The following is a 19292-nucleotide window of genomic DNA, read 5'->3' on the forward strand; positions in this document are numbered from 1 at the left end:
ATCAAACCGTCGGGAAAATAATCTCTAATGACTGACAAGCCTCTTCCCAGCCGCTGCGCTCAAAAATCCCTTGCTGCAAAAATGCTTCCAGTTGCGGCCATAACACAATCGCTTTATCAAGCTGCGGATCGCTGCCTTTCGCATACGCCCCGACGCTGACTAAATCGCGGTTACGCTGGAAACTGGATAACAACTGTTTGAAATGGCGGACTCGCGCGTAATGCTGATCGGTAATCAATGACGTCATGGCGCGACTGATTGACGCTTCAATGTCGATTGCCGGGTAATGGCCTGCTTCCGCCAGACGGCGTGATAAAACGATATGACCATCGAGAATCGCACGCGCCGAGTCGGCAATCGGATCTTGCTGATCGTCGCCTTCCGTCAGAACGGTATAAAACGCGGTAATCGAACCGCCGCCAGAAATGCCGTTACCCGCGCGTTCGACCAGCGCCGGAAGTTTGGCAAACACGGAAGGCGGATAACCTTTGGTTGCAGGAGGTTCACCAATAGCGAGAGCGATTTCGCGCTGCGCCATCGCGTAGCGGGTGAGGGAGTCCATAATCAGCAATACGTGCTGACCGCGATCGCGGAAATCTTCCGCAATACGGGTGGCGTAAGCGGCACCCTGCATACGTAATAACGGTGAAACATCCGCAGGTGCGGCAATGACTACCGAGCGAGCACGGCCTTCAGGGCCAAGAATGTTTTCGATAAAATCTTTAACTTCGCGGCCACGCTCGCCAATCAAACCCACCACAATGACATCGGCCTGGGTATAGCGCGCCATCATGCCCAACAACACGCTTTTCCCGACGCCGGAACCAGCGAACAGGCCCATACGCTGCCCACGACCGACCGTCAGCAGCGCGTTAATCGGGCGCACGCCGACGTCCAGAACATGTTCGATGGGGGTTCGTTGCAGCGGGTTAAACGGTGCCGCACCCAGCGCACCCATAGTGATGGTTTCGGGCGCGGGAAGGCTGTCGAGCGGACGACCGCTGCCGTCAAGCACGCGTCCGAGTAGCGCAGGGCCGAGTGGTAACTGTTTGCCGCTGTGTAAACCGCCCTCGCTGGTGGCACGGGCATAAACGCGTGCGCCAGGTAAAATGCCTTCAACTTCTTCAAGCGGCATCAGGAACAGTCTTTGGCCGTTAAAACCGACCACTTCACATTCAATATCGCGGGAGTGCTGCTCGATAATACAGGTCGCGCCCAGCGGCAATTGCAGGCCTGTGGCTTCCAGCACCAGGCCGGTCGCACGGGTCAATCGACCATAACGGCGCACCGTCGGTAACTGCGACATCTTCGCTTCGAAAGTGTCGAGAGAGGTGAGCCAGCGTGTTAAACGGGCAGTCATCACAACACTCCAGGGGCTGCGAGGCGGCAGAGTTCCTGCCAGCGCGTGGCAACACTGGCGTCGAGATCGCCTTCGTCGGCAGAGACTTTACAACCGCCCTGATGCAGACTCGGATCGCCGCGTAAGCGCCAGCCATGCAGGCTCAGTGTGGCACCCAACATCTCTTCCACGCGGCCTAAATCATCCGGGTGTACCCGCAGTTGCGGTTTGCCGCTGAACAGGGGTTCTTGTTGCAGCAAGGTCTGAATCTGTTTAATCAACGCGTTGTTATCAATGCCTTTGGTTTCGCCAATCACCTGGCGTGCCGCTTCCAGCGCCATTTGCATCAAACGCGAAGCGATCACGCTATCGAGGGCATCGAGCGTGTACTGGAATTCGCTAACCAGTTGCTGCATTCGCGCATGCACTGGGGCTTGCTGCTGTTTGGCCTCAGCAAGCCCTTGATCAAGGCCTTGCTGCAAGCCGATTTTGCGGCCTTCTTCCACGCCTGCTTTTTGACCTTCGGCGTAGCCCGCCTGATAACCTTGTTCATGAGCCTGCATTTGCATTTGCGCAAGCTGCTGCTGCAAGTCGGGTGCACTTTCCTGCGGATGTTCGCCTTCTTCTGGTTCAGCGTCAGACGGAAACAGCGGCTCGAAGCTTTGCGAAGGCGGAGCCAGGTCGTCTGGCGTCCAGATTTTCCATGGCAGCCCGTTAGACATAAGTATCCTCGCTGGTGCCAATCACCATCTCGCCGGTTTCTGCCAGACGACGAACAATCAGCAGAATAGCTTTCTGTTCGTTTTCCACCTGAGACAAGCGAACCGGGCCACGGTTGGAAAGATCGTCGCGCAGAATATCTGCCGCACGTTGCGACATGTTGCGCAGGAACTTCTCGCGCAGCGGCTGTTCGGCACCTTTGAGGGCGATAAGCAGCGACTCGGACTCCACTTCCTGAAGCAGGCGCTGGATGCTGCGGTCGTCGACTTCCACCAGGTTTTCGAACAGGAACATTTCGTCGATAATTTTTTGTGCCAGTTCGCCGTCGAAATCGCGTACGGCAGAGATAACCGCTTCTTCCTGCTGAGTTTTCATCAGGTTGATAATCTCGGCTGCGGTTCTTACGCCGCCCATTTTGCTGCGCTTGAGGTTCTGGCCGTCGAGCAGGTTGTTGAGCACTTCGGTCAATTCGGCCAACGCTGCCGGTTGAACACCGCCGAAGGTGGCGATACGTAGCATTACGTCGTGGCGCAAACGCTCGTCGAACAGCGCCAGAATATCGGCCGCCTGGCCACGTTTGAGGTGTACCAAAATAGTGGCGATAATCTGCGGGTGCTCGTCGCGAATAAGATCCGCAGCACTTTGCGGCTCCATAAAGTTGAGCGTTTCCATGCCCGAGGTGGTTTCGCGAGTTTCCAGAATGTCTTCCAGCAAGCTCGATGCTCGCTCTTCGCCCAGCGCTTTGATCAACACCGAACGCAGGTAGTCGTTGGCGTTAATCGACAGCGCCGCATACTGTTCGGCTTCTTGCTCGAATTCGGCCAGGACTTCGGTTAACTGTTTATTGGAAATCTGGCGAATGCTGGCCATTGCCGCACTGAGATGCTGGACTTCACGCGGGCTAAGGTGCTTAAACACCTCCGCCGCACGGTCTTCACCAATGGTCATCAACAGAATTGCGCTTTTCTCTGTTCCGCTAATACTCATAGTTCGTTACTCATCCATTGGCGTATCACCAGCGCAACCACGCGCGGATCGTTATCAGACATCTCGCGAATGCGTTGGCTCATCACTTCAGCGCTAAGCTTTTGATTCATTTTGCGTTGCTGCTGTTGCTCATCTTTCGTCAGGCGGACTGAAACAGCATCTTCTCCTTCAACTTGCTGGCGTTTGGCTTCCACTTGCGCCTGCTGCACCGCATCTTTACGCTGGACGAGCGGACGAACCACTTTGCGCCACAGCAGCCAGGCAACAATCAGCACCACCAACCAACGGCCCGCCGACATCAACATTTCGAAGAAGGCTTGTTGCTTCCAGAACGGCAGTTCGTTGCTGGTTTCTTCGGTTGCGCTAAACGGTGAATTCACCACGTTGAGCGTGTCGCCGCGCTTATCGGAGTAGCCCATCGCTTCGCGCGTCAGGTTCTCAATTTGCTTCATCTGATCGGCGGTCAACGGCAAAGGTTTGCCATCCGACAACTGGCGGTAGTTCACCACCACTGCCACAGAAAGGCGCTGCACATCGCCAGTGTTCAGCTTGGTGTGGCGAATGGTGCGGTCCACTTCGTAGTTGGTGGTTTCGTCACGCTGGGTGTTGCTCGAACCGGTCTGACCTGAAGTCGAAGTCGATTGGTTCTGCGGCTGCGCATTCGCCGCATTATTTTGCGGTGGCGTAGAAATTGGCGCGTTATTTGGCGGAGCGGGTTGGTTGGACAGCGCACCCGGCACGCCGCCTGGGTTACGGCCATTCACTTGCTCGCTTTGGTTTAACTGGCGTGAACGCACCGCCGACTGAGACGGATCGCTGTTCGGGCGATACTGCTCCTCAGTCTGTTCTTTATTGGAGAAATCAATCTGTGCGGTGACCTGCGCGTGAACATTCCCGCTACCAACAATGGGCGCAAGAATGGTTTCAATGCGGCGCTGGAAGCGGTTTTCGACATCCATCGCATATTTCAGCTGTGCGTCGTTCAGGTCACGCCCGGCAGTATTGGACTGCGTGAGCAGATGACCGCCTTGATCCACAAGTGTGACATTGCCCGGCGGCAAACCGGCAACCGCGCTGGAAACCATATGCACGACCGCGCTGATTTGCCCTTCATCCAATGCGCGACCAGGTTCGAGACTCAGCGTGACGGAAGCAGAAGGGGATTTTTGTTCGCGGACGAATAAAGAAGGTTTTGGCATCGCAAGATGCACACGCGCCGTTTTGACCGGGCCGAGGGTTTCGATGGTGCGCGCCAGTTCACCTTCCAGCGCACGCTGATAGTTCACTTGCTCGCTAAACTGGCTGATGCCGAATTTTTCCTGGTCCAGCAATTCAAAGCCGACCGCTCCGCCTTTTGGCAACCCTTGCTGGGCGAGGCGCAGACGCAAGTCATAGACTTTATCGGCGGGGACTTCAATCGCACTGCCGTTATCCGAGAAGCGATAAGGCACGTTCATTTGAGTCAATTGCGTGACGATGGCACCACCGTCCTGATCCGCCAGATTGCTGTAAAGCACTTTATAATCAGGCGCTTTTGCCCAGAGTACGAGGGCCATAATAATGGCGATAGTCGCGGCGCCCGCAACCATCAGTGGGATTTTAGGATTTGCGCGAATGCGGGTCAGCCACTCCTGGGTTTTGTTTTGTGGCGTTTGTGCCTGGCCAGCTGCGGTCATTGAGCACCTCTCAGCTGAACGTAGACATCATTTTTAATATAAAGAGTGAACAAAACGAGCTCCCGGTTCGACAACCACAACAAAAGTTCCACATAGATGGCAACGTCATTATTTTCTTTTACAAAAATTTCGATGGCTGAATTAGCTCTATTTATTGACGCTATTTACCGCCTTTATCCTATTGACAAGGTGTTAATCTTGCCGCGTTAAAAATTACTGGGGCAGGGCAAATGGCAATTCAGGGTATCGAAGGCGTACTTCAGCAGTTGCAGGCCACTGCACTGTCGGCGGGGAATCCGGTTCAAAATGTCGAGCCAAAAGTTAGCTTTGCCGGTGAATTACAGGCAGCGCTTGGCCGCATCAGCGAGACACAATCCGCTGCCCGTACCCAGGCTGAAAACTTTGCCATCGGCAAACCCGGCGTTGCGCTCAATGATGTGATGGTCGATCTGCAAAAATCTTCAGTTTCATTGCAGATGGGCATTCAGGTGCGTAATAAGCTGGTATCGGCGTATCAAGAAGTGATGAACATGCAGGTTTAAATTCCCTTCATACTTGAAGCGGCCTCTGCGTTAGCTACGTTCGCGCACCCAAATCACTTACTTTAGTAAGCTCATTGGGATTTACTCTCTTGCCGCCTTGATGCAGCTCCAATTATTTTGGGAATTGTGGTGCTCATTTTCTGCAATAACTAAAATTTGAAACCGCCTCAAATAACAGCAAGCCACTGAAACACTGGCGGGCTAAGTGCTTTAATGCGAAAATTATTTTTTCTCCGCAGTCGGGATAGATGATGAAGAAGATTGCATTATTGACAGTGTTGCTGGCGTTAAGCGGCTGTGTGCAAGTTGATGATTACCGCGAAGTGGTGAAAACCCCAGCGCCTGCCGGGCTTGCGGGTTACTGGCAGTCCGAAGGGCCGCAAAGTGAGATGGTCAGCCCAGAGGCGATAGCGACTCTGGTTGTCACCAAAGATGGCGACACGCTGGATTGCCGCCAGTGGCAGCGAGTTATCGCTCTGCCTGGCAAACTGACTCAACGCTCAGACGATTTTTATAACGTGACGAATAAACGCGAAGTTTATAGCGTCGAGCGTGAAGGCGACACGTTGGAATACGCGGGCATGACGCTGAAACGTGTTGATCGCCCAACGCAAGAATGCGCCGATTATTTGCAGAAAACCCCGCTGCAGAGCAAATTACCGTAAGCGATAAATTCCCTCTCCTTGAACCGGAGAGGGGTTAATCGGCAACGCTACAACGCCTCTTCTATCACCCAAACACTCACGCTGCCACCGTTACAGGCAAACGTTGCGCTGCCGTTTTCATCGGTAGTGACGGTTTCTTCGCGGTTGCCTAAATAATCCCGCCAGTTTTTGCCGCCGTAGTTATCACCAAGGGTGATGACTTTTTCGCCATCGTCGCCATTCGATAACACTACCACGCAACCCGGATACTCTTCCGTGCCGCTGCGGCTAAAAGCGATGCAATTGGGGTGGTTAAAATAGAGCGTTTGCACGCCGTGAGCGAAAAGTTCACGGGCATGAATCAGGTCGTCGAGCTGTTCGATAACTGGCATGTCGATGTGATACGTTTCGCCATCGCCACCTTCATCGTCGTAACTGGCGCCAAATAAATCCGGGTAAAACACGCTGGGTACACCGTTTTCACGTAATAAAATCAGTGCATAAGCCAGCGGTTTGAACCACGGTTCAACCGGGGCTTCGAGGGATTGCAACGGTTGCGTGTCGTGGTTGGCGACCAGCGTCACCGCATGGAACGGGTCGGCTTCGACCAGCGTGCCGGTGAATATTTGGCTCATGTCGTATTCACGACCTTGCTTAGATGCCTGGTGGAATTTCATTTGTAGCGGGGCATCAAATAGCATCGTTTGGCCGTCAACCTGGGCGATGTACTCCTGAAGTTTATCCACTTCGTGGGACCAGTATTCAGCCACGATAAACAGCGGTTGTTCAGCCACTTCCTGAACGTGCTCAATCCACTCTTTATAGAACCAGGCCGGAATGTGTTTGACCGCATCCAGGCGGAAACCGTTACAGCCCGTTTCTTCCATCACCCAGCGCGCCCAGTATTTTAGCTCTTCCGTCACGGCGTGGTTTCGAAAGTCGATATTCTCGCCCATTAAATAGTCGAAATTACCCAGTTCGTCATCCACCTGGTCATTCCAGCCGTCGCCGGTGTAGTCATTAATGATTTTGAAAATGCCGTCTTCGTGAGGATTTTCGATATGGTCAACACCGCTAAAGCATTTGTAATCCCAGATAAATTGCGAATACTTCCCGGCGCGGACGGGGAAGGTGTAGCGCGTCCAGGCTTCGCATTCGATAACTTCGTCGTCAATTTCATTACGGTTTTCTTCATTGACGCGGTTAACGCGAACCTGCTCTTTTTCGTCGGCCCCCATTTTGTGGTTCAGCACCACATCAAGTACCACGGCGATGCCATTTTCTTTTAAGGCTTTTATCGCGGCCTGCAATTGCGCTTTGTCGCCGTATTTGGTGGCAACCGATCCTTTTTGGTCAAACTCACCCAGGTCGAATAAATCGTAAACATCGTAGCCGACCGAGTAGCCGCCAGAGCTACCTTTATAGGCTGGTGGGAGCCAGACCATATTGACGCCGATGTCGTTGAGCGTTGCTGCACGTTCGGCAACTTCCGCCCACAGCTTGCCGCCACCGGGGTAATACCAATGGAAAAATTGCAAAAGGGTTGGGTTTTTCATCGAGTCCACGCTCCAGGAGTCATTTAGCTGACTTCTGGAGTATGGAAGATTTTAAGCGGAACAGAGAATTAGTTACTGAGGCTTGCGCTGTGTGAAGCAAAATTATTGCGGTGCGTCCGGCACCAGCAACTGGCCAGATAAATGTCCGTAAGTGTGATTCAGCGTTTGCTGGCGCGATGACTGGCCGATAAGCGAACTCAGTTCGTCCAGACGCTGCTGTAAAAGGCTTTTTAGCGCCTGCTCATTTGCCAGAATTTGCTCGAGGTTCTGCTGCAACATATCCTGCACGCTTTTCGCCGTCCCCGGAGGGATAGGGTTGGCGTTGAGCATTTCGATACCTTGCAGGTAAGCCATCTCCTGTTCCAGCAATAAATCCCACTCGCCGCGCTCAGCCAGCTCAAGCAATGACTGGCTGAGCAGAACCACGTTCTGCCAGCGGCTGATCAGTTCTACATACGGAGACATTAGGCAGGCTCCCGCGCAGCATTCAGAGGTGAAATCTGTTTCCAGGCATCGGCAATGTTGGTTAATAGCCCTTCGACTTCCTCTATTAATTCAACATCATTGCGTAGGTTAGCCAGCATCAGACGGCGAATCATATAGTCATACAGAGACGATAAATTCTCCGCGATTTCGCCACCTTGTTCGTTATCCAGACCCGCTTTCAGGCCATTATCGATAATGTTGATGGCTTTACTCAGTGCTTCCCCTTTCGCGGCCAGCTCTCCTTGCTGCATAAACAAGCGAGTTCTGACCAGGGCGCTTAATGCTCCATCAAAAAGCAAAACAATCAGTTGATGAGGACTCGCGCTCATCACGGCGCTTTCCACACCAATCTGAGCATATGCTTGTGTACCTCGCGCGCTGTACATAATTACCTCTTGTTATCAGGTACTGCTGGATGAGAATTGTTGGGTCAGATAATTGCTGGTGTTGTTCAGCTTGCTCATTAAGGTATCGAGTTGGGTAAACTGAGCTTTGTAGCGGGCGATGGTGTCATCAATGCTGGAGCTGACCGCCAGGTACTGTTTTGTCAGGCTTTTCAGCGTGCTGTTAATGCTGGTGGTGGCACTGTTAATCATGCCGCCATCGGCAAGATAGCCTTTCACTAACGTTGCGGTGGTGGTAGTGATACCTGTTGTTTTTCCATCGCCGACCAATAACTGCTGAGTTGCCACAGAATTGCTGGTTAGTGCTTTGCCCAATTTGTCGTTATCGATGGTTAACTTGCCCGTTTTAGAGTCCTGAGTGATGCCAATTTGCGATAACGTGCTGAAAGTCGAACCGGTAGAAGTGGTGGAGAACTGTGAACGAATACCTGCCTGAATCGTACGAATGTTACTGTCACCCAGCAGCACGCCGTTACCGGAACTTTGGTCGGCACCTGCATCAACAGCAGTGTACTTAGTCAGCGTGTCGAAGGTATCCAGCATTGAGTTATAAGCATCGACCCATGATTTTATTGCCGAGGTCGCTTTGTCGTTACTTTTCGTGACGGTCACAGTCGCGTTAGTGACTTCTTTACTCAACGATAAAGTCACACCCTCAGGGGTATCTTTAACGGTATTACTGGCACTTTCTACTTCGATATTATTGATAGTCAGCAGGGCATTTTTGGCCGGGATCGTCTCTTTCAGCCCCCCTGTAGCCGTTGCAGAATCATAACCAATCAAATCGTTAAGTTGGGTATCGCCCGTGACGCTGACGGTCAGCGCATTATCAACACCGGTTTCTGCAGATGAAATAACCAACTGGTATTCGCCAGCTTTATTTTTGATGACGCTTGCAGACACGCCACTGTCGGCGGTGTTGATAGCATCGCGAATTCCATTAAGAGAGGTTTGATCGTCGCTGAGTTTGATTTCCAGCGGCTTTTCACGACCCGGCTGGTTGATGACCAGCGTGCGATCGGTTGCAGACACCGTGCTTTGTTTGTCTGTGGCACTGGTCGAGCCTGCTGTTGCTAATGACTGAGCCTGAGCGAGCTGTGTCACGCTAATCGTGTATTTCCCTGCTGCGGCGCCCGCAGCGGTGGAAACGGCTAAATCTGGGGTACTGCTTGTGGCGTTACTGCTTTTAAACAGTTTTGCATCATTAAGAGCTGTGTTGGCTGTCTGGAATTTTTCGATTGCGCTCTTAAGTGTGCCGTAAGCAGTCAGTTTTGCGCTATAGCTAGATTGCTGCGCACTAATTGGAGTTAATCGTCCTTTTTCTGCCGTGGTTAAATTGGTTAACAATGTATCCAGTGGCAGGTTAGAGCCAATCCCTAATGAAGAAACGCTAGCCATTATTATTCCCTTTTTGTTACTAACAATTATTCACGTTGGTATCGGCACTTTAGCGGCAAAGTTTAATGATATTTGTATGAACTTAATGGCGAGAATAATGAAGGCGTTGCGGGTTATTTCTGCGGCTAGTGAAAAACTAAAATATTTCTAAAGTTCAAAAATAGTGTGCCGATACATGGTAGACGGTGAGAAACCGCGGGCAACAGCCCAACCACAAAATGTGAATTGATAAGGATAAAATCATGGCACAAGTTATCAACACTAACAGCCTGTCGCTGTTGACCCAAAACAATCTGAACAAATCTCAGTCTTCTCTGGGCACTGCTATTGAGCGTTTGTCTTCTGGTCTGCGTATCAACAGCGCCAAAGACGATGCGGCAGGTCAGGCAATTGCTAACCGCTTCACGTCTAACATCAAAGGTCTGACTCAGGCTTCTCGTAACGCCAACGACGGTATTTCCGTTGCGCAAACAACTGAAGGCTCACTGAGCGAAATCAACAACAACTTACAACGTATCCGTGAGCTGTCTGTACAGGCTTCTACCGGTTCTAACTCTGGTACTGACCTGAGCTCCATCCAGGACGAAATCACTTCCCGTCTGGCTGAAATCGACCGTGTATCTGGTCAGACTCAGTTCAACGGCGTGAAAGTACTGGCTAACGACACCTCAATGAAAATTCAGGTTGGCGCTAACGATGGCGAAACCATCAGTATCGATCTGCAAAAAATTGACTCTTCTACACTGGGTCTGAACGGTTTCTCTGTTTCTGGCAACGCACTGAAAACCAGCGCACCGATCACTCAGGTGGGTTCTGCCGGTAATCTGAAAGATGTTGATTTGAGCACTGTTGCTACCAAACTGGGTGTTGATGCTGGCACTCTGCAACTGAAAAACGTTCAGACTTCAACTGGCGCAAGCACTGGTACATACGTTGTTAGCTCTGGTAGCGACAACTACGCAGTATCTGTTGACGATGCAACAGGTAAAGTGACGCTTAACACTAGCGATGTCAGCTACTCTGACAGCAAAAACGGTGTTACCACCGGTTCTATGTCTGCACAGCTGGTTAAAGTGGGCACAGATTCAAACGGCAATGCACAGGGTTATGTGACTGTTCAGGGTAAAAACTACAATGCGGCAGCTGGTGCTATCTCTAACTCCGGCGCAACTGCGGCGACAGGCGCAAGCAATGTGGGCGATATCGCTAATAAATCAAATGCTGCGCTGTTCTCTGGTGCGGCTTCTGTTGATCCATTAGCAACTATCGACGCCGCTATCGCGAAAGTTGATAAATTCCGTAGCTCCCTGGGTGCGGTCCAAAACCGTCTGGATTCTGCTATCACCAACCTGAACAACACCAGCGGCAATCTGTCTTCTGCACAGTCCCGTATTCAGGATGCTGACTACGCGACCGAAGTTTCTAACATGTCACGTGCACAGATTCTGCAACAAGCAGGTACTTCTGTTCTGGCACAGGCAAACCAGGTTCCACAGAACGTTCTGTCTCTGCTGCGTTAATCGGTTTTCGATATACAAAGCCAATCCTTCGGGGTTGGCTTTTTTTTTGCCTGATAAAAGTAAGGGGATAGCTTGAATAACCCCCTTGCACAGGCTGTTTTCTGCGAATTGCCTGAAAGAAATATTGTTAACGTAAGGCTGATTTGCCGTTTCTCTCAACAGGATATTCCCGTGGCTCATATCGCTGATACCGAAGCTGTCGCTCTGTCGACAACGACCCAACATGGTTCACCTCAACTTGATAACTATGCCGCACCTCAGCATCTGCGCGCCGTTGCCCACTTATACGGCATTACGGCCCCCGATCTGAAAAATGCCCGGGTTCTGGTGCTAGGTTGCGAAAGCGGAATAAATTTAATTCCCTTTGCAAGTGCCTGGCAGGGGGCTTCAGTTATCGGAATTGATATAGATGCTGATGCTATCAGCCGCGGACAGCATTGCATTTCTTCGGCGGGAATCGGCAACCTGGAATTATATTGCCTGCAACTCAATGAACTCTTAGCCAGTTTACCTGGCGAGCAGGATTACATTATTTTGCAGGGTATTTTTACGCTGTTGGATAACCCAACCCGTGAATCACTGCTGGCATATTGCCGCCAGCATTTGAGTCCTGACGGCATTATCGCGATTAAATGGCCAACCTATCCGGGAGCAAAAACCAGCGAAACTCTCCGCGATGCGATGTTATTGCACAGCAGCCTTGCAACAACTCAGCAAGAAATAACCGCCAGTGCACGCGCAGTGGCAACCTGGCTTGAGCTGGGAATGAGCAAACAAAACCTGCAGCGTCTAAGCCTCGCTCCCTTGATTGATGAAGTTAATCAAAATAGCGATAGTGAACTGGCACTTAAGTATCTCTCTGGCCTGAATGAAGCAAACTATCTGGTGGACTTTAACGCCATGGTTGAGCGAAACGGTTTGGCCTATGTGGGCGATGCGCATCCGTGGACTGAAATAGCGGATTTTTACGGCTCCGATGTGGCGCAGTTGCATAAAACAATTTGCCCGGTAGCTAACAAAGTAGTGCAACAACAGTACCTGGACTTTGCGACCAACCGTGCTGAACGCTTCAGTTTGCTGGCGGCTGCCAGTCGGCAAGGAGAAATTCTTGCAGCACCTGATAAACAAAAACTTAAAGAATTGAATTGGGCTGGCAATTTCCAGCGGCTTTTTGGTGATAAAAATGGCCCGGAAAACGCCCACTTTACGCCGCAGGGAGATCTGCTTCGTACCGAGGATGAGCTGACGCTACAAGCCCTAGACCTATTGGGTGATGCCTGGCCATTAAGTTTAAGCTTCGAACAATTGGTGTTTCATACCACCAAACCGGAAAGCGATGATGCTAACCACGCTGATCGCATGCTGAACGTTCTCTATTCGCTATTCCGTAAAGGTTCTGAAAGCTTGTTGTATTGCTTTGGGGCTTGTCCTTATAGTCTTAGCGAAAATAACACCTTAAAACCACTTTCTGGGCTTGTTGAAATGAACCACCCGGAAATAGTTTCGCCGCTTGGTTTTAATTTGTGGTATCAGTCTATTCCTCTGGATCTTGCGGAATATCAATTATTAAGCAGCGATCCACGGTGTATCAATCCAGAAACTTTGCCGCTGCTCGATGCATTGCGCCGTAAAGGAATGATGACTGGCTCGCCGCGTGCCTGGCAAAAACTAATGCAGGCGGTGATTGGTCTGCAGGATCCAAACAATATTATCGCCTATGTAAATAGCCTGATGCTATTTACCCATTATGGAATGGAGACTCGCTTTCAGATAACGAATGCCGCATTGGTGAGTGATATTGCTCGCAAGAAACATCCCGGTTATTCATCATTCCCGGCGCTGGATAGCCGAATTGAAAAGCGAGCGAGCCAACTGTTAAATCAGGGGCGCTATAACGAGGCCTGTGATTATTTAGCCACTCTTGCACAAGAGCAAACTAATAATCCGCATCTGTTGCACCGCCTGGCACAAGTCTATTTTAAACTTTCATGTTATGACGATGCCTTGCGTACTTTCGCATTAGCGTTTTCATTAGAGTCTAGCTCCTGGGCAATGTATTACGACTATACCTTGTTGCTTGGGAAGCTAAGACATTACTGGTATGCGGAAAAGTTGAGTCGCTATTGTTTACGATTTAATCATCGCCCAACCATGATATGGTTACAACTTTCTGAGTTATATCAGGAAGATAAAAACTATAAACTGGCAGAAGTTTGTATCCGTAAGGCGCTGGAGGTCGAGCCATCAAACAGTAATGCACTTTCAAGCATGGCGACGTTACTGAGTTCGCAGTCGAAAATTGTTGATGCAGTTAGCTGGATGCGCAAAGCCTGCGAAAGCGCGCCTGCTGAATTCACTTATTTCACTAACTACTTGTTTGGTCTTTCTCACTCACCGGATATTACCCCGGAGTGTTTCTTTAGTGAGCACCAAAAATATGGGCGTATGGCCAGCCGCTGGGCGAAACAGCAGAACGTGACTTTTTCTCATCACAATGAAAAAGACCCAGCCCGTAAATTACGTGTCGGGTTTGTTTCTGGTGACTTCGGTAATCATCCGGTGACTAACTTTATTCGCCCAATGTGGGATGCTCTGGATCAGGATAAATTTGCACTTTATGCCTGGCAGACCTCCCCGTTGAATGATGTGATGACACTTCAACTCAAACGCACCGCAACCGCTTGGTCCGATGCCAAAAGCATCAGCAATATCGAGCTGGCAAAAGAAATCCATGCGGCTGAAATTGATATTCTGATCGACCTTTCCGGGCACACCGACCATAACCGTTTACCGGCCTTTGCCTTGAAACCGGCGCCTGTTTCTATGTCGTTTATCGGCTACCCAGGAACCACCGGACTTAGCGAAATGGATTATGTCATTGTCCATAACAAACTTGCACAGCCGGGACTGTTGGAAAAACAGTTCACCGAAGAACTGATCTACATGCCGTTTAGTAAGCAGTTTGAGCCAGTGGATAACGCACCAGACATCAAACCATTGCCTGCGCTAAGCAACGGTTATTTCACCTATGCGAGCTTTAACCGCCCGAGCAAATTAAACGATGTTGTGCTGGAAACCTGGGCAAAAATTCTCACAGCACAGCCGGACGCCAGGTTACTGATTGGCTTTATGTTGGGTTCGGACTTAATTGCTGAAATTAATAACAAAATGCTCGGATGGGGCGTGCTGCCGCAACAGCTTATCTTCCGCGAAAGGACTCAGCTTTCAACTTATCTTGATATGCATAATGAAGTCGATCTGCTGCTCGATTGCTTCCCATATACCGGCGGAACCACGACCAACTATGCCTTGTGGATGGGCGTGCCTACCTTAACGCTAGCCGGGGAAACTCTTGTTTCGCGCCAGGGCGTGGCCAATATGTGCCAGTTCGGCCTGGATGAATTTGTGGTCAACTCTATCGATGAATATGTCGAAAAAGCACTGGCGTTCAGCAAAGACCTAAAAATGCTAGATGATTTACGGGCAACGATGCGCGTGCGAATCGAGTCGATGGGTGATTCAACAATTTCCCCTGCCTGGTATTTAGAACAAACGCTGCGCAAAGCCTGGGAAATATATTGTGAAACCGGTGGAGCCGAAGGTTTTGTTGTCCCGGAAAATTGATATCGCGCTAATTAGCGCAACTCGTAGCGTAGATGGTTGCGTTAATTGGCGTAGAAAAAGGGCTGTGTTTAGCTCATTAGCCAATCCTAAACAAATTATTATTGGCACACTGCTGTAGTCAGATGGAAACCTTCAAGGGGATTAACGTGAAAGACAATATTTATGTAACCAGCCCATTACTACCTCCTCTTGAAGAGTTTATTCCTTATCTGGAACAGATTTGGCAGAACAAACAACTCACCAACGCTGGCCCTTTTCACCAGCAACTGGAACAAGCATTAGCCGATTATCTCGGTGTTGAACATTTATGTTTATTTGCCAACGGAACACTCGCGCTGCTGACGGCGTTTCAAACGCTACGTGTTACCGGTGAAGTCATCACAACGCCTTATTCTTTTGTCGCCACATCCCACAGCCTTTTATGGAATGGTCTGACGCCGGTATTTGCCGATATTGATCCGCAAACTTTTAACCTTGATCCTGACAAAATCGAGGCGCTGATAACCCCGCAAACCTCAGCTATTTTGCCAGTGCATTGTTATGGTATTCCTTGCGATACCGACAAAATCCAGCGCATAGCAGATACTTACGGCCTGAAGGTTATTTACGATGCAGCTCATGCTTTCGGCGTAAAACAAAATGGCACCAGCATCCTGAATTGTGGTGACCTTTCGGTGTTGAGCTTCCATGCGACTAAAGTATTTAATACCTTTGAGGGCGGGGCGATAATATGCCCGGATGCAAAAACCAAACAGCGTATTGATTATTTAAAAAACTTCGGTTTCGCTGATGAAACGGTAGTTATGGCTCCAGGGATAAATGCCAAAATGAATGAGGTACAGGCATCGTTTGGAATGTTGCAATTACAGTATATTGATACAGCGCTTAACGATCGCGCAGAAATATACCGTTACTATGTCGAATTAATTCAGTCGGAATTACCTGAAGTTGAGTTTTTGGCACCGCCAGAAAACGTTGAGTGGAATTACGCCTATTTCCCGGTGATGATTCGCCCTGGGCTCGCCGCGACAAGAGATGGCGTTTATCAAGCACTACGCCAGCAGAATATCTTTACGCGTCGTTATTTCTTCCCCCTTATCAGCTCATTCTCTATGTACCGCCATTTGCCTTCGGCCAAAATTGAAGGCTTACAAGTGGCAGATGCTGCCTCACAGGCGGTGCTGTGCTTACCGATTTATCCTGGCCTTAGCCGTGCCGATCAGGAAAGAATTATCACGATTATGGCATCAAGCTTACGACCGCAAAAATCACCAGCGTTATCGCCTGAACTTAATTTATTAAGCGCATAGAATAGAGTGGTTTAGGTATGAAGATTGCCATTATGCAACCCTATTTTTTTCCTTACATTGGCTATTTTCAGCTGATGGCGGTGGTGGATACTTTCGTAGTTTATGACAACATAAAGTACACCAAAAAAGGATGGATAAATCGTAACCGTATGCTGAGCAATGGCCAGGATGCGACATTTAGTTTGCCACTAAAAAAAGCATCGGATTCACTTTGCATCGTCGACCGCGAGCTATCACCTGAGTTTGATAAGCAAAAATTACTCAATCAAATTCGTGGTGCTTACGCTAAAGCCCCTTATTTCCAAGATATTTTTCCCCATATTGAAACTATCGTGAATTACCCTGCGGGGAATCTTTTCGATTATCTGTATCACTCCATACGCAAAATAGCGGCGCTTCTCGAGCTAAAAACAAAATTCGTTATCTCTTCTTCACTGCCCGTTGATTCGACATTAAAAGGCCAGGATAAAGTTCTGTCCATTTGCCGTGCATTAGATGCTCAAAGTTATATCAATGCGATTGGTGGTAGAGAGCTTTACAGCAAGGAAGATTTTTCCCAACAGGGTATTTCCCTGAGTTTTATCCAATCCGATGCGTTTGAATATCCTCAGTTTGGTTCTTCTTTTGTGCCCTGGTTGTCGATTCTCGATGTGTTGATGTTTAACTCCCTTGATGCGGTGTGTCACCGCATCAGGCATAACTACTCTCTGGTATAAATGATGTTCCATTGGAAAAAGCTCGGGAAAGTATTTACCCCGCAAAAGGTGACTGGTCGCCCGTGGCTTAATGCGTTCGCTCAAGCCCCTGCAACGCTGATTTTTGATGATTTTATTCGGGTCTATTTTTCATGCCGACCTGCTGCTGACGCAGCGGGTCAGTATGTGAGTTACTCCGCATGGGTGGATCTTGACCGCAAGAATTTGCTCAATGTGCTCAGGGTTTCTGAGCAGCCAATTCTTCCACTTGGAGAATATGGGGAGTTCGATGAATTCGGAACTTATCCGGTGTCAGTGGCCCGTGACGGCGATAAAGTTCGGGCCTGGTATGCGGGCTGGACGCGTTGTGAATCGGTGCCTTTTAATGTTGCCATCGGCACCGCTATTAGCGAAGACAACGGCGTAAGTTTTAAAAGAACGGGTTGCGGCCCGGTCATTAGCTATTCACCTGATGAACCGTTTGTGATGAGCGGCCCGAAAATTCGCCGTTTCGGTGAGCAGTGGCAGCTGTTTTATATCGCAGGACGCAAGTGGAAGTTGGTCGAAGGACGGGCGGAGCCAGTATACAAAATCAGAATGGCAACCTCCGATGATGGGCTGCACTGGCAAAAGCTTAACCGAGATTTGATTGCTAGCCGTATTGAAGAAGATGAAGCTCAGGCAAGCCCTGACGTGATCTATGCAAACGGTAAATACCACATGTTTTTCTGCTACCGATACAGCAGTTTTTATCGCAGTAAACAGCATGGCTATCGCATTGGCTACGCCTCCAGCGAAAATCTGATCGACTGGCTGCGCGACGACAGTAAAGCGGGTATTGATGTCTCAGAAGAAGGATGGGATGCCGAGATGATCAGCTATCCGCATGTTTTTGAACTGGATGGGAAAACGTACATGTTTTACCTCGGGGATGGTGTCGGGCGTGAAGGCTTTGGTCTGGCTGAATTGCAGGGAGAATTAGAATGACTTTGCAATGGCAGGACCACGGTAAAATCTTTGACCCGACCGAATATGAATTTGCTGGCCGCAAAGGGCTATTCGCACAATCTCCTCAGACACTAGTATTTGACGATTTTATTCGCATCTATTTTTCTACCCGCTCGGTCGACCCTAAAAATGGGAAGTATGTCAGCCATGTTTCTTACGTTGATATGGATAAAAGCCTGCGTAAAGTGATTGCGACCAATCGAGAGGCTGTTATTCCAGAAGGGGAACTTGGATGTTTTGATGAGCATGGCATCTTTCCATTCAATGTCGTGAGCCACCAGGATAAGGTTTTTGCGTTTACGACCGGCTGGAATCGGCGAGTTTCTGTTTCTGTCGATACGGCAATTGGTTTAGCTATAAGCGACGATGACGGGAAAACCTTCCGTCGACACGGAATGGGGCCAGTGATGGCCGCATCACTGCATGAGCCTTGCCTGGTCGCGGATGCGTTTGTGAAAGTCATCCGTGACACTTTTCACATGTGGTACATCTTTGGCACGGGCTGGAAGCAGTACGAGTCGGGAGGCGTCCCGGATCGTACTTATAAAATTGGCTATGCGCGTTCAGAAGATGGAATTAACTGGCAGCGTGAAGAGGCACACCAGATTATACCCGATGTGCTCGGTGCGGATGAAAGTCAGGCACTGCCAAGCGTGATTTACACACGTGGCCGTTACCACATGTTTTTCTGTTATCGAGAATCCTGGAATTTCCGCCAGGCCGTAGGCCGTGGTTATCGTCTGGGATACGCATGGTCTGTAGATGGGCTGACCTGGACCCGCGATGATTCGCAGGTGCCTGATGTGGGGAACGCTGGCGAATGGAACAGCGATATGCAGTGTTATCCCCATATATTTGAATGCGACGGTAGAATTTGCCTGCTGTATAACGGAAACGAATTTGGCCGCACCGGATTTGGCCTTGCTGAACTGAAATCACGATGAATGATATTGAAGTTTGCGCAGGGCATGCGAGCGCTGAACAGGTGGCAGAGCATTTAAACTTATGTGACGCCCTTTTTCAGCCGAAACTCAGCAGTAAAGTTAACATTGCTAACTATGCAAAGAAATTAACCGATCATGCGCTCTGCCTGGAAACCTGGCAGCAGGGGACTTTGGTTGGGTTGCTGTGCGTTTACTGCAACGATCCTCAAAATGGAGCGTTTGTGACTAACGTGAGTGTCGTTCCTGATTTCCAGGGGCGGGGTATTGCGAGTGAACTCCTGCGTAATGCAATTGAAACTGTTCGAGAAATTGGTTTCGATACGCTGAAACTTGAGGTCAATGAAACCAATATTGCCGCGATGCGACTATATCAGCAGTTTGGATTTGTCTCGGAACAGGTGACATCTCAATCGACAATGATGATATTGAATTTGTAGAG

The 19292-nt window shown here is 49.8% G+C and carries 17 protein-coding genes; 9 read left to right on the plus strand and 8 right to left on the minus strand.

All coding sequences use genetic code 11. The features are described from left to right. Position 1 precedes the first annotated feature (1 nt). The 4 genes from fliI to fliF are packed head-to-tail and all read right to left on the minus strand — an operon-like array spanning position 2 to position 4722. Complete coding sequence (gene fliI, locus DY231_RS08615) at positions 2 to 1360, minus strand: flagellar protein export ATPase FliI (protein WP_034496345.1); 1359 nt, start codon at positions 1358 to 1360, stop codon at positions 2 to 4. After that, positions 1360 to 2061: a flagellar assembly protein FliH gene (gene fliH, locus DY231_RS08620; RefSeq protein ID WP_115628000.1), complete on the minus strand. Its 702-nt coding sequence runs from the start codon at positions 2059 to 2061 to the stop codon at positions 1360 to 1362. Before fliH ends, fliI begins: the two co-directional genes overlap by 1 nt. Next, a complete protein-coding gene (gene fliG, locus DY231_RS08625) occupies positions 2054 to 3046 on the minus strand; it encodes a flagellar motor switch protein FliG (protein ID WP_115628001.1) in 993 nt (330 codons plus the stop codon). The genes fliH and fliG overlap by 8 nt, the downstream gene beginning before the upstream one ends. Next, positions 3043 to 4722: a flagellar basal-body MS-ring/collar protein FliF gene (fliF, locus tag DY231_RS08630; protein WP_115628002.1), complete on the minus strand. Its 1680-nt coding sequence runs from the start codon at positions 4720 to 4722 to the stop codon at positions 3043 to 3045. The genes fliG and fliF overlap by 4 nt, the downstream gene beginning before the upstream one ends. A gap of 230 nt (positions 4723 to 4952) precedes the next feature. Here fliF and fliE point away from each other — a divergent pair, with 230 nt between their 5' ends. Together fliE and yedD are read left to right on the plus strand one after the other, a co-directional pair. Continuing rightward, positions 4953 to 5264 carry a flagellar hook-basal body complex protein FliE gene (gene fliE, locus DY231_RS08635; RefSeq protein ID WP_034496249.1) on the plus strand — a complete coding sequence of 104 codons (312 nt, stop codon included), beginning with the start codon at positions 4953 to 4955 and terminating at the stop codon, positions 5262 to 5264. Between the two features lie 251 nt (positions 5265 to 5515). After that, complete coding sequence (gene yedD, locus DY231_RS08640; protein ID WP_115631808.1) at positions 5516 to 5929, plus strand: lipoprotein YedD; 414 nt, start codon at positions 5516 to 5518, stop codon at positions 5927 to 5929. Positions 5930 to 5976: 47 nt separating this feature from the next. Here the strand turns inward: yedD and amyA are convergent, their stop codons facing one another. The 4 genes from amyA to fliD all read right to left on the minus strand — a co-directional run bounded on the left by amyA (position 5977) and on the right by fliD (position 9752). Beyond that, positions 5977 to 7464 (minus strand): alpha-amylase, encoded by a 1488-nt coding sequence (amyA, locus tag DY231_RS08645; protein ID WP_115628003.1) that lies wholly within the window; start codon positions 7462 to 7464, stop codon positions 5977 to 5979. A gap of 102 nt (positions 7465 to 7566) precedes the next feature. Further along, positions 7567 to 7929: a flagella biosynthesis regulatory protein FliT gene (gene fliT / locus DY231_RS08650; RefSeq protein ID WP_115628004.1), complete on the minus strand. Its 363-nt coding sequence runs from the start codon at positions 7927 to 7929 to the stop codon at positions 7567 to 7569. Then, positions 7929 to 8336: a flagellar export chaperone FliS gene (gene fliS, locus DY231_RS08655; RefSeq protein ID WP_115628005.1), complete on the minus strand. Its 408-nt coding sequence runs from the start codon at positions 8334 to 8336 to the stop codon at positions 7929 to 7931. The genes fliT and fliS overlap by 1 nt, the downstream gene beginning before the upstream one ends. A gap of 15 nt (positions 8337 to 8351) precedes the next feature. After that, positions 8352 to 9752: a flagellar filament capping protein FliD gene (gene fliD / locus DY231_RS08660; protein WP_115628006.1), complete on the minus strand. Its 1401-nt coding sequence runs from the start codon at positions 9750 to 9752 to the stop codon at positions 8352 to 8354. Between the two features lie 242 nt (positions 9753 to 9994). On the opposite strand from fliD, the gene DY231_RS08665 reads away from it, so the two are divergent. The 7 genes from DY231_RS08665 to DY231_RS08695 all read left to right on the plus strand — a co-directional run bounded on the left by DY231_RS08665 (position 9995) and on the right by DY231_RS08695 (position 19290). Continuing rightward, a complete protein-coding gene (locus DY231_RS08665) occupies positions 9995 to 11272 on the plus strand; it encodes a FliC/FljB family flagellin (protein ID WP_115628007.1) in 1278 nt (425 codons plus the stop codon). A gap of 72 nt (positions 11273 to 11344) precedes the next feature. Beyond that, a complete protein-coding gene (locus DY231_RS08670; protein ID WP_115628008.1) occupies positions 11345 to 14896 on the plus strand; it encodes an O-linked N-acetylglucosamine transferase family protein in 3552 nt (1183 codons plus the stop codon). 146 nt (positions 14897 to 15042) lie between these two features. Then, on the plus strand, positions 15043 to 16206 hold the full coding sequence (locus DY231_RS08675) for a DegT/DnrJ/EryC1/StrS family aminotransferase (RefSeq protein ID WP_305954887.1): 1164 nt from the start codon (positions 15043 to 15045) through the stop codon (positions 16204 to 16206). A gap of 17 nt (positions 16207 to 16223) precedes the next feature. Further along, a complete protein-coding gene (locus DY231_RS08680; RefSeq protein WP_115628010.1) occupies positions 16224 to 16922 on the plus strand; it encodes a WbqC family protein in 699 nt (232 codons plus the stop codon). Between the two features lie 3 nt (positions 16923 to 16925). Further along, positions 16926 to 17888, plus strand: a complete 963-nt coding sequence (locus DY231_RS08685) for a glycoside hydrolase family protein (protein WP_115631809.1) — start codon at positions 16926 to 16928, stop codon at positions 17886 to 17888. After that, complete coding sequence (locus tag DY231_RS08690; protein WP_115628011.1) at positions 17885 to 18853, plus strand: glycoside hydrolase family protein; 969 nt, start codon at positions 17885 to 17887, stop codon at positions 18851 to 18853. The genes DY231_RS08685 and DY231_RS08690 overlap by 4 nt, the downstream gene beginning before the upstream one ends. Continuing rightward, complete coding sequence (locus DY231_RS08695; protein WP_115628012.1) at positions 18850 to 19290, plus strand: GNAT family N-acetyltransferase; 441 nt, start codon at positions 18850 to 18852, stop codon at positions 19288 to 19290. The genes DY231_RS08690 and DY231_RS08695 overlap by 4 nt, the downstream gene beginning before the upstream one ends. Positions 19291 to 19292 lie beyond the last annotated feature (2 nt).

The organism is Buttiauxella agrestis, from assembly GCF_900446255.1.
Lineage (GTDB): Bacteria > Pseudomonadota > Gammaproteobacteria > Enterobacterales > Enterobacteriaceae > Buttiauxella > Buttiauxella agrestis.

Excerpts from the sequence above, each read along its gene's own strand:
- fliI (WP_034496345.1), bottom strand. The coding sequence starts at position 1,360 with ATGACTGCCCGTTTAACACGCTGGCTCACCTCTCTCGACACTTTCGAA.
- fliD (WP_115628006.1), bottom strand. The coding sequence starts at position 9,752 with ATGGCTAGCGTTTCTTCATTAGGGATTGGCTCTAACCTGCCACTGGAT.
- yedD (WP_115631808.1), top strand. The coding sequence starts at position 5,516 with ATGAAGAAGATTGCATTATTGACAGTGTTGCTGGCGTTAAGCGGCTGT.
- fliF (WP_115628002.1), bottom strand. The coding sequence starts at position 4,722 with ATGACCGCAGCTGGCCAGGCACAAACGCCACAAAACAAAACCCAGGAG.
- fliT (WP_115628004.1), bottom strand. The coding sequence starts at position 7,929 with ATGTCTCCGTATGTAGAACTGATCAGCCGCTGGCAGAACGTGGTTCTG.
- fliS (WP_115628005.1), bottom strand. The coding sequence starts at position 8,336 with ATGTACAGCGCGCGAGGTACACAAGCATATGCTCAGATTGGTGTGGAA.
- fliE (WP_034496249.1), top strand. The coding sequence starts at position 4,953 with ATGGCAATTCAGGGTATCGAAGGCGTACTTCAGCAGTTGCAGGCCACT.
- DY231_RS08665 (WP_115628007.1), top strand. The coding sequence starts at position 9,995 with ATGGCACAAGTTATCAACACTAACAGCCTGTCGCTGTTGACCCAAAAC.
- amyA (WP_115628003.1), bottom strand. The coding sequence starts at position 7,464 with ATGAAAAACCCAACCCTTTTGCAATTTTTCCATTGGTATTACCCCGGT.
- DY231_RS08685 (WP_115631809.1), top strand. The coding sequence starts at position 16,926 with ATGTTCCATTGGAAAAAGCTCGGGAAAGTATTTACCCCGCAAAAGGTG.
- DY231_RS08695 (WP_115628012.1), top strand. The coding sequence starts at position 18,850 with ATGAATGATATTGAAGTTTGCGCAGGGCATGCGAGCGCTGAACAGGTG.
- fliH (WP_115628000.1), bottom strand. The coding sequence starts at position 2,061 with ATGTCTAACGGGCTGCCATGGAAAATCTGGACGCCAGACGACCTGGCT.
- DY231_RS08690 (WP_115628011.1), top strand. The coding sequence starts at position 17,885 with ATGACTTTGCAATGGCAGGACCACGGTAAAATCTTTGACCCGACCGAA.
- fliG (WP_115628001.1), bottom strand. The coding sequence starts at position 3,046 with ATGAGTATTAGCGGAACAGAGAAAAGCGCAATTCTGTTGATGACCATT.
- DY231_RS08680 (WP_115628010.1), top strand. The coding sequence starts at position 16,224 with ATGAAGATTGCCATTATGCAACCCTATTTTTTTCCTTACATTGGCTAT.